The 15,483-nt window shown below is 66.4% G+C and carries 13 protein-coding genes and 1 pseudogene; 13 read left to right on the top strand and 1 reads right to left on the bottom strand.

Annotation, left to right across the window (positions count from 1 at the left end; translation table 11 throughout):
• Nucleotides 1-2 precede the first annotated feature (2 nt).
• The 12 genes from Y900_RS04755 (at nt 3) to Y900_RS04700 (ending at nt 13,163) form a co-directional block, all read left to right on the top strand.
• Nucleotides 3-533 (top strand): aromatic-ring-hydroxylating dioxygenase subunit beta, encoded by a 531-nt coding sequence (locus tag Y900_RS04755; protein ID WP_036339581.1) that lies wholly within the window; start codon nt 3-5, stop codon nt 531-533.
• Between the two features lie 7 nt (nt 534-540).
• Entirely contained in the window at nt 541-768 is a 228-nt protein-coding gene (locus tag Y900_RS04750) for a hypothetical protein (protein WP_237752505.1), read from the top strand.
• Nucleotides 765-1,973, top strand: a complete 1,209-nt coding sequence (locus Y900_RS04745; RefSeq protein ID WP_036339576.1) for an acetyl-CoA C-acetyltransferase — start codon at nt 765-767, stop codon at nt 1,971-1,973. The genes Y900_RS04750 and Y900_RS04745 overlap by 4 nt, the downstream gene beginning before the upstream one ends.
• On the top strand, nt 1,970-3,325 hold the full coding sequence (locus Y900_RS04740) for a zinc ribbon domain-containing protein (protein WP_036339574.1): 1,356 nt from the start codon (nt 1,970-1,972) through the stop codon (nt 3,323-3,325). Before Y900_RS04745 ends, Y900_RS04740 begins: the two co-directional genes overlap by 4 nt.
• Nucleotides 3,315-4,517 carry an acetyl-CoA acetyltransferase gene (locus Y900_RS04735; protein ID WP_036339571.1) on the top strand — a complete coding sequence of 401 codons (1,203 nt, stop codon included), beginning with the start codon at nt 3,315-3,317 and terminating at the stop codon, nt 4,515-4,517. The genes Y900_RS04740 and Y900_RS04735 overlap by 11 nt, the downstream gene beginning before the upstream one ends.
• Before the next feature lie 25 nt (nt 4,518-4,542).
• On the top strand, nt 4,543-5,403 hold the full coding sequence (locus Y900_RS04730) for an SDR family oxidoreductase (protein ID WP_036339568.1): 861 nt from the start codon (nt 4,543-4,545) through the stop codon (nt 5,401-5,403).
• On the top strand, nt 5,400-7,013 hold the full coding sequence (locus tag Y900_RS04725; protein WP_036339565.1) for a class I adenylate-forming enzyme family protein: 1,614 nt from the start codon (nt 5,400-5,402) through the stop codon (nt 7,011-7,013). The genes Y900_RS04730 and Y900_RS04725 overlap by 4 nt, the downstream gene beginning before the upstream one ends.
• 59 nt (nt 7,014-7,072) lie before the next feature.
• Complete coding sequence (locus tag Y900_RS04720) at nt 7,073-8,611, top strand: class I adenylate-forming enzyme family protein (RefSeq protein WP_081845271.1); 1,539 nt, start codon at nt 7,073-7,075, stop codon at nt 8,609-8,611.
• A 158-nt stretch (nt 8,612-8,769) separates the two neighbouring features.
• Nucleotides 8,770-9,978 (top strand): enoyl-CoA hydratase-related protein, encoded by a 1,209-nt coding sequence (locus Y900_RS04715; RefSeq protein WP_051659885.1) that lies wholly within the window; start codon nt 8,770-8,772, stop codon nt 9,976-9,978.
• Between the two features lie 3 nt (nt 9,979-9,981).
• Complete coding sequence (locus Y900_RS04710; RefSeq protein ID WP_036339560.1) at nt 9,982-11,142, top strand: acyl-CoA dehydrogenase family protein; 1,161 nt, start codon at nt 9,982-9,984, stop codon at nt 11,140-11,142.
• Between the two features lie 22 nt (nt 11,143-11,164).
• The gene (locus Y900_RS04705; protein ID WP_036339558.1) at nt 11,165-12,478 is read left to right on the top strand and encodes a phytoene desaturase family protein; all 1,314 of its coding nucleotides are present in this window, start codon (nt 11,165-11,167) and stop codon (nt 12,476-12,478) included.
• A gap of 1 nt (nt 12,479) precedes the next feature.
• A complete protein-coding gene (locus tag Y900_RS04700; RefSeq protein WP_036345841.1) occupies nt 12,480-13,163 on the top strand; it encodes a hypothetical protein in 684 nt (227 codons plus the stop codon).
• Nucleotides 13,164-13,176: 13 nt separating this feature from the next.
• On the opposite strand, the gene Y900_RS04695 is transcribed toward Y900_RS04700, so the two are convergent.
• Nucleotides 13,177-13,908 (bottom strand): hypothetical protein, encoded by a 732-nt coding sequence (locus tag Y900_RS04695; RefSeq protein WP_036339555.1) that lies wholly within the window; start codon nt 13,906-13,908, stop codon nt 13,177-13,179.
• A 255-nt stretch (nt 13,909-14,163) separates the two neighbouring features.
• Here Y900_RS04695 and Y900_RS04690 point away from each other — a divergent pair.
• Nucleotides 14,164-15,459 (top strand): annotated as a pseudogene (locus Y900_RS04690) (HNH endonuclease signature motif containing protein).
• Nucleotides 15,460-15,483 lie beyond the last annotated feature (24 nt).

Raw genomic sequence — 15,483 nt, 5'->3', positions numbered from 1 at the left:
CGATGACTGCGTCCACCCTCGATGAATTACACACTGTGCCAACCGGGTTCGACCGCGACGAGGTGGAGCAGTTCCTCTATCGCGAGGCTCGATTCGCCGATGAGAGCGACTACGACTCGTGGGAAGCGCTCTGGACCGACGATGCGCTCTACTGGGTTCCTGCGAACGGCTCCGCCGATGCCCGGCCCGGTAACCAGATGGCCATCATCTGCGACAACCGAAGCCGGATCGGCACCCGGCTCAAGCAGATCCGCACCGGCAAGCGGTACGCCCAGACGCCCGTGTCGAATATGCGACGGCTGCTGAGCAACATCGAATTGCTCGGCGGCAGAACCAATTCAGAGGGCGGCATCGATCTCGAGGTCGGCGCCAATTTCCTGCTGCTGGAATCGCGCGCACGGGGCACTCATCTGTGGGGTGGCCGAACCACCTACCGGCTACGCCGAACCGACGCCGGCCTGCGACTGGTCTACAAGAAGGTTGTCCTGGTGGACAACGACAGGCCGCTGCCCACCCTCGGCTTCCTGATCTGAGATGCGCGTGGAACCCGAACATGCCCCGCCCGGCGTCGTCGCCAGCGAGTTCGCCCAGGTCTCGGTGACCGTCGACCTCGATGCCAACGGTCCTCGGTTGCGACTGGAAGACCTGCGCACCGGACGGGTGCGCTACCTCGACGCATTGGAGTTGGAGACACTCGTGTGGCTGCCCGACGAACGCCTCACGGCGCTGCTCGATCCATCGGCGAACCGCTGGCGGGACGACGCATGAGGCGGGCCGCGATCGTCGCGCCCCTGCGTACCCCGGTTGGCACGTTCGGCGGATCGTTACGGCCGCTGCGGGCCGAAGACCTCGCCGCGCAGGTCACCCGCGCCGTCGTCGAGGCCAGCGGCGTGGACCCCGCACTCATCGAGGACGTCGTCTTCGCCCAGTCCTACGCCAACTCCGAAGCGCCGTGCATCGGGCGCTGGGTGGCTCTGCACGCCGATCTGCCGATCACGGTCCCGGGCCTGCAGATCGACCGTCGATGTGGTGGCGGGCTGCAGGCCGTGGTGACTGCGGCGATGACCGTGCAGACCGGGGCTGCCGACGTCGTGCTGGCCGGCGGCGTCGAGTCGATGAGCAACATCGAGCACTACACCACCACGGCACGTTGGGGTTCCAGAGCGGGCAACCAGACGCTGTACGACCGGCTGGACCGTGGTCGTGAAATGTCGCAACCGGCATGGCGATTCGGGGCGATCAGCGGAATGATCGAGACCGCCGAGAATCTGGCGCGCGACTTCGGCATCGGCCGCGACGCCGCCGACGCGTTCGCCGCCCGCAGCCACCAGCGTGCCGCGGCCGCGCAACAGGCCGGCGCCTTCGCCGACGAGATCATCACCGTGCCGGTACCGCAACGCCGCGGTGAGCCGGTCACCGTCGATCGTGACGAGGGCGTGCGCCCCGACACCACACCCGAGACGTTGGCCCGGCTGCGCACCGTGGTGCCGGACGGCACGGTCACCGCAGGCAACTCCAGTCAGCAGAACGACGCGGCGGCGGCCTGTCTGGTGGTGGCGGAGGACCGGCTCGATGACTTGGGGCTGGAGCCGATCGGCTATCTGGAGGGGTGGGCAGCCGTGGGCTGCGAACCGTCCCGGATGGGGATCGGTCCCGTCGGAGCGGTCGACAAGCTCTTCGCCAAGACGGGACTGGGGTTCGACGACCTGGATTTGATCGAGATCAACGAGGCCTTCGCCGTTCAGGTGCTGGCCGTGCTCAGTGGGTGGGGAGTGAAACTCGACGACGTCGAGGACCGGCTGAACGTCAACGGGTCGGGAATCTCACTGGGCCATCCGATCGGTGCGACCGGTGTCCGGATTCTGACCACGATGCTGCACGAACTGCGCCGGCGCGGAGGCGGATTGGCACTGGAGACGATGTGCATCGGCGGCGGGCAGGGGATCGCCGCGGTGTTCCGGGGAGTGTCGTGACCGCCGGACTGCTGGCGTACGCCAGCTATCTGCCGCGGTTCCGCCTTGCCGGTACCGCCATCGGCACACCCAAGTGTGATCGTGTGGTCGCCAGCTACGACGAGGACTCCACCACGATGGCGGTGGCCGCAGCGGGCGAGGTTCTCCGCGACGGCACCACACCGTCGGCGATCTACTTCGCCACCTCCAGCCCCGCGTACGCGGACAAGACCAACGCCACGGCGATCCACGCCGCGCTGGGCCTGCCGCCCGAGGTGTTCGCCGCCGACCTGTGCGGCACCGGCCGCAGTGGATTCGCCGCGATCCGCGCCGCAGCGGCGGGCGGGGGACTGGCCGTTTGTGCCGATGTCCGCGTCGGCCGACCCCGCTCCGCCGACGAGAAGCTGGGCGGCGACGGCGCAGCAGCACTGCTCTTCGGCGACGGCCCGGCGATCGCCCACGTTCTGGCCACCACCGCACTGACCGATGAATTCCTGGACCGCTGGCGGGTGCCCACCGACGTCACCGGCCGGCAGTGGGAGGAACGCTTCGGCTTCGGCCGCTACTCCGCGCTCGTGCGCGCCGCCACCGAGCAGGTTCTGGACGCCGCGGGTGTGGTGGAGGCCGACCACGTCGTCCTGGCCTGCCCCAACACCGGAGTCGTCAAGGGTGCCGGGGCTCTGGTCAAGGGCCGCAAGTCGATCCGCTCGTCGCCGATTGGACACAGCGGGGCGGCGGATGCGGCGATCGCGCTCTGCGGCGCACTCGATGTCGCCGAACCCGGCGACACCATCCTGGTGGTGTCGGCGGTCGACGGATGCGACGCGACGGTGCTGCAGGCCACCTCGGCATTGCCCGGTGCTCGTCAACAGCGTGCCGTGGCAGACCAGCGGGCCGACGGTATCCCCGCCGATTACCTGACGTATCTGTCCTGGTGCGGGCTGGTCGACTTCGAGCCACCCCGACGGCCTGAACCCGACAAGCCGGCGGGGCCACCTGCCGCGCGGACCCAGGACTGGAAGTTCGGTCTCGCCGGAACCCGCTGCGATGATTGCGGATTCGTGCATCTGCCGCCGTTGCGGGTGTGCCGCGCATGCGGGTCGGCGGCGCCGATGAGCATGGTCCGCATCACCGAACACGGCGCGACCGTTGTCACCTCCACCGTCGATCGGCTGGCGTACTCGCCGTCACCACCGATGGTCCAGGCCGTTGTCGATGTCGACGACGGTGGTCGCTTCACCGTCGAGATGGCGGATGTCGGTCCGCGGGCGGTACAGGTCGGCGACCGGGTCGGCTTCACATTCCGGCGCCTGTTCACCGCAGACGGCGTGCACAACTACTTCTGGAAGGCGGTGCTGCGCGATGGCCAGTAACGGAATCGCCGGGCGGGTCGCCGTTGTCGCGATGGGCTGCAGCCACTTCGGCGAGCGGTTCGACACCTCGACCGAGGATCTCATCCTCGAGGCCTACCAGGAATGCCTGTCCGGAGCGAGTGTGTCACCCGCAGACGTCGATGCCTACTGGCTGGGCACCCTGAGCTCCGGGATGTCGGGGTTGACCTTGAGTCGCGCTCTCGGCAGCGACGACAAGCCCGTCACCCGGGTCGAGAACATGTGCGCTTCTGGTTCGGAGGCGTTCCGCAACGCCTGCTATGCGGTCGCCTCCGGCGCCTATGACATCGCGATGGCAGTCGGTGTCGAAAAGCTCAAGGACTCCGGTTATTCCGGCCTGCTGCGCCAGGACCCGCCGGCCGACGGGACTGCCGCTGAGCTGTCGATGACGGCACCCGCGGCGTTCTCCCTGCTCGATCCGGCCTACTGTGCGCGATACGGTGTGCACCCCGACGAGATGCGTGCCGCGATGACCCACGTCGCCTGGAAGAACCACGACAACGGATCACGGAACCCCAAGGCCCAGTTCCGGAAGTCCGTCGCCAAGGAGACCATCGACGCCGCACCCACGATCGCCGGGCGCCTCGGCGTCTTCGACTGCTCAGGAGTGTCCGACGGTGCGGCGTGTGCGTTGATCGTGTCGGCGGATCGGGCGCACGAATTCACCGACACCCCAATGTATGTCAACGCCTTGTCGCTGGTGGCGGGCTCCACTCGGGGGACGACCGACCCCGGCTACGATTTCACCAGCTTCCCGGAAGTGGTCAAGTCGGCCAAAGACGCCTACGCGCAGGCCGGCATCGACAACCCCGCCACCCAACTCTCGCTGGCCGAGGTTCACGACTGCTTCACCCCGACCGAGATCGTGTTGATGGAAGACCTCGGGTTCGCCGAACCCGGCCAGGCGTGGAAAGACGTGCTGAGCGGTGAGTTCGACGCCGGAGGTCGGCTGCCGATCAACCCCGACGGTGGTCTGAAGAGTTTCGGCCATCCGGTCGGGGCCAGCGGGCTGCGGATGCTCTACGAGGCGTGGCTGCAGTTCCGCGGCGAGGCGGGTGCGCGGCAGCTGTCCGATCCGCACACCGCGCTCACGCACAACCTCGGTGGGCGGCCGGGCGGGTGCGTCTCGTTCGTGTCCGTGGTGTCCCGCGAGCCGCGTTGCGGCTCCAGGTAATCGACAAGTTCAAGGAGAACAGCCAGTGCCAGGATTGCAGGATCGCGTCGTCATCGTCACCGGTGCCGGGGGAGGACTGGGCCGCGCCTACGCGCGGTTCCTTGCCGCCAACGGAGCACTGGTGGTCGTCAACGATCTCGGCGGAGCCCGAGACGGATCGGGATCGGGCACCAGCATGGCCGACGCGGTGGTCGACGAGATCCGCGCCGACGGTGGCCGGGCCGTCGCCAACTACTCGTCGGTCGCCACCGCGGATGGTGCGGCCGAGATCGTCGCCACCGCACTGGATGAATTCGGCGCGGTGCACGGCATCGTCAGCAACGCGGGAATCCTCCGGGACAGTGCGTTCCACAAGATGACACAGGACAACTGGGATGCGGTGCTGCAGGTGCACCTCACCGGTGGCTACAACGTCGTCCGGGCGGCGTGGCCGCATCTGCGCGAGCAGAGCTTCGGGCGGATCGTCGTCGCCACCTCGACCAGCGGACTGTACGGCAACTTCGGGCAGGCCAACTACGGCGCGGCCAAGGCGGGGCTGGTCGGACTGATTAACACCCTGGCCATCGAGGGCGCCAAGTACGGAATCACCGCCAATGCCATTGCGCCGCTGGCAGCCACCCGGATGACCGCCGACATCGCTCCCCAGGAAGTCCTCGACAAGCTCAACCCTGAGCTGGTCGCACCGGCCGTCGGTTATCTACTCTCCGAACAGAACCACGACACCGGCTCGGTCTTCGTCGTCGGTGGCGGGCTGGTGCAGCGGGTCGCCCAGTTCCAGAACGACGGTGTCACATTCCCCGCAGCGCCGAGCCTGGATGAGATCACCGGGCGCTGGTCGGAGATCAGCGACATGAGCCAGGCAAAGCTGGGCACCAACCCGGTATGACCGTCGGCCTCGCGCGTGCCTCCTGGGCGGCCGACCGCTCGACGGAGCTCGTCGACCTGACGGTGGGTGAGCTGCTGGCCGAACGGGCCGGCAGCGAACCGCAGCGCACGGCCCTGATCGGCACGCGCCACGGCAGTTCAACCCCGGTGCGACTGACCTACGCGGAGGTGTATTCCGAAGCGTGCCGGGTCGCGACCGCACTGGCCCGGCTGGCTGAGCCGGGAAGTCACATCGCATTGTGGGCTCCCAACGTCGTCGAATGGCCGCTCATCCAGTACGGCGCCGCGCTGGCCGGCTTGGTGCTGGTGGCGCTCAACCCGGCACTGCCCGAAGACGATTTGCACTATGCCGTGGCGCATTCCGGGTCTATGGTCTTGCTGCACGCCGACGTCAACCGCGAACACTCGATGGCCGAGGTGGCGATCCGGGTGGCCGACCGGAATCCGGGTGTCCGCCGTATCTCGCTGTCCGATCACGCGATGTGGTGCGCCGATGTCCCGGATCCAGCGGTACTCGACGACTGTTCGCGGGATACCGACGAGATCGTCATGCTGCAGTACACGTCGGGGACCACCGGACGGCCCAAAGGCGTTGCGTTGCGGCATCGCTCGCTGGTCAATGTCGCCAAGTTGACCGTCGAGGCCGCCGGGCTTCCCGATCGGCCGGTGTGCCTCAACCCGCTGCCGATGTTCCACACCGCGGGATGCGTCATCGGCACCCTCGGACCACTGTGGACCGGCGGCACGATCGTCCTGGTCGAACGCTTCGCGCCCGGCCCGGTCCTCGAGACGATCCGCGACGAAGCCGTCGATGTGTTGTTCTACGTGCCCGCGGTGTTGTCGGCGTTGGTCGATCACCAGCGGGCCAGCGCTATGCCCGCTCCTCAACTCGCGGTGATCATGGGCGGAGCGTCGCCGGTGGATCCCCAACTCATCGATGACGCCGGCGAAGTGTTCGGTGCCGCCGTCTACAACCTCTACGGCCAAACCGAACTCGCACCGGTGCTGACTTTGACCCGGCCGGTGGACAGTATCGGGGACCGTCGCCATACCGTCGGCCGCCCGCTGCCCCAGGTGGACTGCAAGGTGGCTGATCCGACGACGGGACGGGTGGTGGCTACCGGTGAGGTCGGCGAGGTCTGCGCCCGGGGCTACCAGCAGTTTGCGTATTACCTGCATGACCCCGACGCCACCTCGGCCGCAGTCGATCCAGACGGCTTTGTGCGCACCGGCGATCTCGGCGTCATGGATGACCGCGGCCACCTTACGATCACCGGGCGACTGAAGGAACTCATCATCCGCGGTGGCGAGAACATCTCGCCCGTTCACATCGAACACGTCCTCTCCGAACATGATTCGGTGGCGGAGGTGGTGGTCGTCGGCGTACCCGACGAACGGCTCGGCGAGATCGTCGCGGCGGTCGTGCACACCTCGGACCAGCACCCCGGCCTCAAGGAGGAGCTGGTGAGCTACGCGCAACACAGACTCGCCCGCTATCAGATGCCGGCCCGCTGGTATCTCGCCGATCAATTCCCCGTCACGCCGACGGGCAAGGTCCAGCGGTTCGCGGTACGTGAGGCGATCCTGCAGGGTCGGATCACCGAACTGTGAGTACCACCATCGAGTCGCGCCGAGAGGCGCTACGCACACAGTTCCCGGTGTGGGACCCGATGACCCTTGCCGACTGGCTCGAGCGTTGTGCGGCGTGGTTTCCCGACCGGCCATTCGTCATCACTGACGAGGTGACATTGACGTATCGGCAGGTGGCCGAGGAAGCGGTCCGACTGTCGGCAGGGCTGGCCGCACTTGGCGTGGAGCCGGGCGACCGGGTCGGCATGGTGATGGCCAACGGCGCTGAATTCGTCACGGTGAAATTCGCCATCGCACGGCTCGGTGCCGTCGCCGTGCCCTTCAACTATCTGTACCGGCACGACGAACTGCGTTATGTGCTGGCGGATTCGGGCTGTCGGGTCGTCGTGTCGATGAGCCGGTTCGGGCAGCTCGACTACTGCGCCATGTTCGACGACATCCTCGCGAGCTGGGACGGGCCGGCCTTCACCGTGGTCCTGACTGCGCGAGGGCGGCCGGGTGCGCTATGTCTGGACGACCTCGCCGGTTCGGGTATGCCACCGGCACCGGTCTCGCCCGATGCGCCCGCCGACATGCTGTACACCTCCGGCAGTACCGGGTTCCCCAAGGGCGTCGTGACCTCCCACGACGCTGTGCTTCGGACCGCGTATGCCTCCGCCCTCACGCGCGCCTACGAGGACGGGCGGCGAACCCTGTTCTCGCTGCCCTGTTATCACATGTTCGCCTACATCGAAGGTCTGCTGTCGGTGATGTTCGTCGGTGGTGCCGTGATCCTACGACCCACATTCAGTGCGGAAGGGTACTTCGCCGCCATCGAGGAGCACGCCGCCACCGACATGCTGTGCGTCCCCACGATGGCGCTCGCCATGGTCGAGAGCGCGGCCCGCCGCACCTACGATCTCAGCTCGCTTCGCGCCGGGCTGTGCGGATCGGCGCCCGCACCGATCCGGCTGTGGCAGCAGATCCGAGACGAGTTGGGCGTCAGCGAGATCGTGACGGGGTACGGCATGACCGAATGCGGCGGAGCCATGACACTCACGCTGCCCGAGGACCCGCTGACCCGTTGTGCCGAGACGGTGGGCCGTCCCAAGCTCGCAGGGTCCGCCGGCGTGGAGGGCACCGATGCTCTGGTGGAATACGAGACCATCGAGGGCGAACTCGTCTCGCGGGGTCCTACCACGATGATCGGCTACTGGAATCGTCCGGCCGAGACGGCTGCGGCAGTGCGGGATGGCTGGCTGCACTCCGGTGACATCGGCTGCGTCGGCGCCGACGGATACCTGCGGGTCACCGGACGCAGCAAGGAGCTCTACAAAAGTGGCGGCGAGTTGGTCATGCCCAAGGAGATCGAGGACCTGCTGGCTGGCTATCCGGATATCAGTCAGGTGTATGCGATCGGCCTGACCGACGATCGGTGGGGCGAGATCGGGTGCGCCGTCGTCGTTCCAGTCCCCGGCGCGGCATTGACCGAAGACGACGTCCTCGCCCGATGCCGATCTCGGCTGGCGCGGTTCAAGGTGCCCAAGCGGGTCGTGCTCTGCACTGCCGACGAGCTACCGACGACGGCCACCGGCAAGGTGCAGAAGTTCCGTCTGGTGGAGCGACTACAGGGGCACTGAGTAGCCCCGCTTCCGCTGGACGAAATCGCAATCGCATGAGGTGGTCCGGTTCGATCAGCAGTATTTAATCGACACTAAAAAATGTGGTAGCGTCCGACCTGACGGGCTGATGAACTGCTGATATCAGTTTTGATTCCAGATTAGAAGGAGCGTTGCGAGTGCCGGACGTGAGTGACGATGCACGCGTCGTGGCCGTCCAACGGCTCTACGACGCTCTGGCCGCCGGAGACCGAGCCGGCATCGATGCACTGCTGCATCAGGATTTCGTCGGCCACGCCGCCGAGGGGCTGCCGCTGAACATGGGTGGCCGGCACGCCGGGGCCGAGGCGATGTGCGCCAACCTGTGGTGGCAGATCGGTCGGCACTTCACCGCCCGCGCCATTCCGAGCGACTTCCAGGTCTTGGGCGACGGACGCCTGATGGTGATCGGTCGCTACGTGGGAGCTGCGCGCCGCACCGGCCACCAACTGGACGCCGAGTTCATCCACCTCGTCGAGTTCGCCGCCGACGGGCGCATCTCGACACTTCACCAGCTCACCGACACCGCGGCGTGGCATGCAGCTCTTGATGCGCCGGCAGCGCTGGAGACGATCGACTATCACGTCGACGCGGGGCTGGCCACGCTGTGCCTCAACCGCCCCGATGAGCGCAACGCCATCGACCTGCGGGTCGCGCAGGAGACGTGTGAGGTCGCCCGCCGGATCGCCGGTGACGACACCGTGCGGGCCGTGCTGATTTGTGGGGAGGGCCCGGCCCTGTCGGTCGGGGGCGATATCGGGTTCTTCCGGGACGGCGGCCGCGAGCACTTCGGTGACCTGTTCGTCGAGATGACCACGCCCTTCCACGACGCGTTCGCCATTCTCAGCGGTCTCGACGTTCCGATCGTCACCGCCGCGCACGGCGCGGTGGCCGGCGGCGGACTCGGCTACGTCTACGCCGGAGACGTCGTAATCGCCGCGGAGGGAACCCGTTTCGTCACCGCATTCGCCGGGCTCGGGGTCTCAGGTGACGGGGGCGGGACATGGCATCTGCCCCGCCTCATCGGCGCCCGTCGCGCGGCAGCCGCCTACCTGCGCAACACCCCGATTAGCGCCGACGAGGCGCTGGAGTGGGGGATGATCAACGAGATCGTCCCCGCCGATCGACTGCGCCAGCGGGCCGCCGACGTCGCGCGCGACCTCGCCAAGGGCCCGACGAGGGCGTTCGCCACCATGCGCCGCTTGCTGCGGGAATCGTGGCACCGCGACCTGCCATCCCAGCTGCTCGCCGAGACCCAGGGCCTGAAGGCCACGGGCGACACGCGTGACGCTGCCGCCGCGATCACCGCGTTCGCGGCCAAGACCACACCCGAATTCACCGGAAGGTAGCCGATGCCCGGACTGATCCACGATTCCGAAGAACACGCCGCGATCCGCGCGACCGTTGCGGCGATCGCTAATCGCTATGGCCCGCAGTACTTCCTGGAGCGTGCCCGTAGTGGCGGTGACATCGACGAGCTCTGGAAAGAGCTCGGCGCCGCCGGCCTCCTCGGCGTACATCTGCCAGAGGACTACGGCGGCGGGGGTGGCGGAATGGCCGAGGCGGTCGTCGTGGTCGAGGAACTCGCCGCGCACGGCATGCCGCTGCTGATCTGGGTGATCTCGCCGGCCATCTGCGGAAGCATCCTCGCCCACCACGGATCTGAGGAGATGAAGCGCCGCTGGCTGCCTGCCATCGCCGACGGATCGCAGAAGATGGCCTTCGGGCTCACCGAGCCCGACGCCGGCTCCAACAGCCACAACGTCAAAACCACAGCGCGACGCACCAATTCGGGCTGGTCGATCTCCGGTGCGAAGTACTACATCTCGGCGGTCGACCAAGCCGACGCCATCCTGCTGGTCACCCGCGACGCCGACGAGTCCACCCCCGAGAAGTCTCGGCTGTCGCTGTTCGTGGTGCCCACCGACGCGCCCGGGCTCAGTTTCCAGCAGATCGACACCTCGATCGTGTCGCCCGACCAGCAGTTCACCGTGTTCCTCGACGATGTCGAAGTCGGTGCGGACGCCCTGATCGGCAGCGTCGGCAATGGGCTGCGCCAGGTGTTCGACGGGCTGAACCCCGAACGGATTCTGGTGGGCGCCTTGTGCGGCGGCCTCGGGCGCTATGCCGTCGACAAGGCCGCGCTGTATGCCAACGAGCGCACCGTGTGGTCCACGCCGATCGGCACCCACCAGGGCGTCGCCCATCCGCTGGCGGAATGCCACATCAACGTCGAAGTCGGGCGGCTGGCGACCATGCGCAGCGCCGAGCTGTTCGACGCGGGCGAGCAGGCGGGAGAGGCCGCCAACATGGCGAAGTTCGCCGCGTCGGAGGCGGCGCTCGCCGCGCTCGATCAAGCCATCCAAACGCACGGCGGCAACGGCCTGTCGCACGAGTACGGATTGTCGGAGCTGTGGTTCGTCACGCGCCTGATGCGTACCGCCCCGGTCAGCCGCGAGATGGTCCTCAACTTCATCGCCCAGACCTCACTGGGACTACCCCGTTCGTACTGATCACGGAAGAGGAAAAACACTCATGGCATCAACAGACTTCGACGTCGTTGTGATCGGTGCCGGTGCCGGTGGCCTGTTCACCGCGGCCCGTTTGGCGCACAGCGGCTTTCGTACCTTGGTCGTGGAACGACTCGACAAGGTCGGGGGTCGGGCGTCCACCGACGACATCGACGGCTTCAAGGTGAACAACGGTGCCATCGTGATCGAAGTCGGTGGGATCACCGAGCAGACGTGCGCGGAGGTCGGCGCACCGTTTGACATCAGAGAGCCCAAGCCGCCGCTGCTGTACCGCATCGGCGGTAAGGATGTCGACGTCACGGGTGGTGGCTGGGGTTTGTTGCTGGGCAAGCTGACCCGGCAGGGTGCCAAGCTGGTGAAGGGAATCGGGGCTGCCCGCAGCGACTCCGGTCTGCCCGAAGACGAGATCTCCACCGCGCAGTGGGTGTCGAAGTACACCAAGAACGAAGGTGTGCACGGGATCTTCCGCAACATGTGTGCGTCGATCTTCGCGGTCGGCTCCGAAGATCTGCCCGCGCGGGTGTTCCTGACCTACTTCACCCGCAAGAGCGCGTTCAAACGGTTCGGCTTTCATCCCGAAGGCACCATCGGCATCTGGAAGGGGCTGGCCGCGGCCGTCGAGCGTGACGGTGGCCAGGTCTGGTTGTCGACGCCGGTGACCGAAATCGTCTCGGCCGACGGCCGGGTGACCGGTGTCGAGGTCGTTCGCGACGGAACCCCGGTCACCGTGCACGCACCGATCGTGATCAGCGACGTCGGGCCTGCGGCGACGTTGACGTTGCTCGGCGCGGATGCGGTCCCGGCCGATTACCGCGAACTTGTGGCCCGCGGTGACCGGCCGACGTCGATGATCTCGGTCAATTTCGCCAGCACCGAGCCGCTGATCGCCGCACCGGGAATGCTGAGCTTCGCGAAATCCCGTCGGCTGGCCTACATCGCCAACTTCACTGACCTGTGTCCGGAGATGGCGCCGCCGGGCTGGCATCTTTACGTCGGCACCTCGGTGCCTGCGCCCTCGATCGGGGACTTCGACGAAGCCGTCGAGACGGACCTGCTGCTCGACGACCTTCGCGACACTATCGAGGGTTTCGACAGGCGGGCAAGGATTCTCAACGTCGCAGTCACTCGTGATGGTTGGCCGCCGCAGCGCGCGGTCGCAGGGTTCGATCTGCCCCACGAAACCCCGATCGAGGGGCTGTGGAACGTCGGCGACGCGGTCAAGGAGTATGCCAACGGCGGCACCACTGCCTGTGCGGAAACCGCGAAGCTCGTGGCCGACAAGATCGTTGCCAGCTACCGCCCGACGGTGCGCAGTTGACATGTCGGAGACACTGAAGCGGCTGTGCGCCTGGTCGGGACCGGCCACGGTGGCGGTGGCGCTGGTCGGCTGGCTCATCGCTGGCGTCTTGCCGTTGCCGCTGGGATCGTCCAGTACCACTGATGAAGTCGTCGCGTTCTACGGTCATGACACCCGGGTACTGATCGGCTTGGTGATCGCGCAACTCGGCGTCTGCCTGGTCTTCCCGCTGATCGCGTTGATCACCCTGGCGATGCTGCGCATCGAGGGCCGCACCCCGCTGCTCACGATCATCCAGGCGGTGACCGGCGCCGCGACCGGCGTACTGCTGCTGATGCCGATGCTGTTGATGGCCGTCATCGCTTTTCGGCCAGACCGCACCCCGGAACTGACGGTCACGCTCAACGACATTGCGTGGTTGCTGTTCCTTACGCCGATCGCGCCGTTCATGATTCAGAACATCGCGATCGGCACCGCGATCCTGGGGGACAAGCGGTCCCTGCTACCGCGGTGGGTCGGCTACTTCAACTTCTGGGTCGCCGCCGCGTTCATCCCCGATGTGCTGGCCTTCTTCTTTCACGACGGCGCCTTCTCGTGGCGTGGGGTATTCGTGTTCTGGCTGGCTCTGTTCGCCTACGCCGCGTTCCTCATCGTGATGGGTGTGGTGCTGCGCAACGCCGACTTGGACACCCGGACTGAGTCATGACGCCGGTGCGCTGCTACTGCAAGACGCTGTGTCGCGACTCTGCCGAACGGTTCGTCTGCAGCCTTCCCAGGATCTGATACATAGACCAGCCGGCAGCAAGGATCCACGGACCCCAGGTGAACGTCGCGAGATACCAGGCCGCGGCGCCGTCTCCGGACAACGGTCCACTCTTGAAGAAGAAAATCGGCAGCTGCCCGAATTCGCACAGAGCGACAACAAGGCTGAAGTATCCGAGCCACGCGGGGAACGACTCGGGCCGGCCTTGAGTTCTCAAGATCAATATCCCGGCTAGCGCCATACCAACCGTGAGCATGGGCCAAATATGCTGTGAACCAAGCCATGCCAGGTCGCTGAGGGCACGAGTGATGTCGGGGCTGATTCGGTCCGGGCGGTACGCCACGACACCGAACACCGCAAGGTCGAACGACAGCAGCACCGGACTCGCGGCCAGGCTGGCGACGGTGACGGCAGTGACCGCGCGGGAACCGCCTTCCAGGCGGCTCAGCATGAGGCAGAACTGCACTGTCCAGATGAGAAGGAATGCCATCCCGATGCTGCACAGCACCACCCCGACCAGAAATCCGGTCTGGTGTTCCACGTAATACGCCGCGGTCTGCTCAGCGCTCCATGCGAAAGACGGCGGCTGCGGCCAGGAGACCTCGAGGCCGACGAACGTGAAGATGACAAAGAACAGGGCGCATGCGGCAAAGAACCGCTGCCACAGGAAGTCTTCGCGCTCCGACATGAGACCTCATTTTCTTGCTACCGGAAGAGTTAAAAATTTAATCTATATTAAGTGATCTGGCGGTTCAAGACGCGAGGTTGGCGCCATGCGCACTGTGTGCGCGGCGCTGGCTCGAACGCGGGGGATGTCAGCCGCCGGTTGCTCGGGCGGCGGTTCAACTACGAAGCAGTGCAGTGTTTTCCACAGTTCCACGTTCATCCACAGGTCGGCTTTCTGACCGGCTTCCTGTCGGTGGGTCGGCGTAGTGTTTCGAATATGAGTTCGATCAGTGCGGCGTTGGATGCGCTGGACGCGGCGGTCGAACTTCTGGGTGCCGCCGATATCGAGGAACTGCCTGCCCCGCAACGCTTCTCGGCTTTGGAGCGGCTGGAAAGTGCGGTGCGCCGCCAGGTCGCGATATCCCACGAGCAGCTCACCCATCTGGAACGGTATGAGGGCTGCCCACCGATCCCGATCGTGGTGGCCGACGTGCTGCGGATCAGCCGTTCCGCGGCCAAGCGCCGGATGCGCGATGCCGAGCAGTTGGTTCCGCGCCGAGCGTTGACCGGCGAACCGTTGGCTGCGCTGCTACCTGAGACCGCAAAAGCCTGGGAGGCCGGGCTTCTCGACGGTGAGCACGTCCGGGTGATCCAGAAGTTCTTCCGCGACCTACCCGATCACGTCGGCCCGGTCGAGATCGAGAAAGCTGAACACACCCTGGCCGAGCACGCCCAGACCATGCGGCCCGATCAACTGGAGAAAATCGCCGACCGCCTCGCCGTCCACCTCAACCCCGACGGCCAGTACTCCGAGGAAGACCGGGCCCGCAAGCGTGGCTTCCAATGGTGCGGCAGTCAACGCCCCGACGGCATGAGCATCGGGAAACTGATCGCCGATCCCGAACTACGATCGATGCTGGATGCCTGGCTGGCGAAATTCGCCGCCCCCAAGCCCGATGGTGCCGAACCCGACCTCCGCAGCCACGCCCAACGCTAACACGACGCGCTCGCCGAGTTGGTCCGCGGCCGACTTGGTGACCCCAAACTCGGCCAGCACAACGGGTTACCCGTCACCATGATCGTCACCACCACCCTGCAAGACTTACAGGCCGGCGCCGGACACGCCGTCACCGCCGGTGGCACCCTGCTCCCGATCACCGACCTGATCCGGATGGCCGCCCCCGCCCACCACTACCTCGCCGTGTTCGACGGCGTCACCGGACAATCACTGTGGCTGGGCCGAAGCAAACGCCTGGCCTCAGCCGATCAGCGAATCATGCTGCTAGGCAAGTACCGGGGCTGCACCGCACCCGGCTGCACCGTCAACGGCTACACCAGCCACGTCCACCACGCCGCCAAGGATTGGAAACACGGCGGCAGCACCGACATCGACGACCTCACCCTGGCCTGCAAATGCGACAACCTCCTCGTCGAAAACGACGGCTGGACCACCCACCAACTCCCTAACGGCCAGACTCACTGGACCCCACCACCCGACATACCCATGCGCGGCGGCACCAACGACTACCACCACCCTGAACAATTCCTGCCCAACGACGACGAAAAGGACTAGGCGTCGGGCGGTGTATCCACGATC

It is taken from the genome of Mycolicibacterium aromaticivorans JS19b1 = JCM 16368 (assembly GCF_000559085.1).
Classification (GTDB): Bacteria; Actinomycetota; Actinomycetes; order Mycobacteriales; family Mycobacteriaceae; genus Mycobacterium; species Mycobacterium aromaticivorans.
This window is presented reverse-complemented; position numbering and strand designations above follow the sequence as displayed.

Bases quoted from the DNA above. Each gene is read 5' to 3' on its own strand.
- Y900_RS04725 (WP_036339565.1), top strand. From the start codon at position 5,400: ATGACCGTCGGCCTCGCGCGTGCCTCCTGGGCGGCCGACCGCTCGACG.
- Y900_RS04710 (WP_036339560.1), top strand. From the start codon at position 9,982: ATGCCCGGACTGATCCACGATTCCGAAGAACACGCCGCGATCCGCGCG.
- Y900_RS04720 (WP_081845271.1), top strand. From the start codon at position 7,073: ATGACCCTTGCCGACTGGCTCGAGCGTTGTGCGGCGTGGTTTCCCGAC.
- Y900_RS04735 (WP_036339571.1), top strand. From the start codon at position 3,315: ATGGCCAGTAACGGAATCGCCGGGCGGGTCGCCGTTGTCGCGATGGGC.
- Y900_RS04755 (WP_036339581.1), top strand. From the start codon at position 3: ATGACTGCGTCCACCCTCGATGAATTACACACTGTGCCAACCGGGTTC.
- Y900_RS04705 (WP_036339558.1), top strand. From the start codon at position 11,165: ATGGCATCAACAGACTTCGACGTCGTTGTGATCGGTGCCGGTGCCGGT.
- Y900_RS04695 (WP_036339555.1), bottom strand. From the start codon at position 13,908: ATGTCGGAGCGCGAAGACTTCCTGTGGCAGCGGTTCTTTGCCGCATGC.
- Y900_RS04745 (WP_036339576.1), top strand. From the start codon at position 765: ATGAGGCGGGCCGCGATCGTCGCGCCCCTGCGTACCCCGGTTGGCACG.
- Y900_RS04700 (WP_036345841.1), top strand. From the start codon at position 12,480: ATGTCGGAGACACTGAAGCGGCTGTGCGCCTGGTCGGGACCGGCCACG.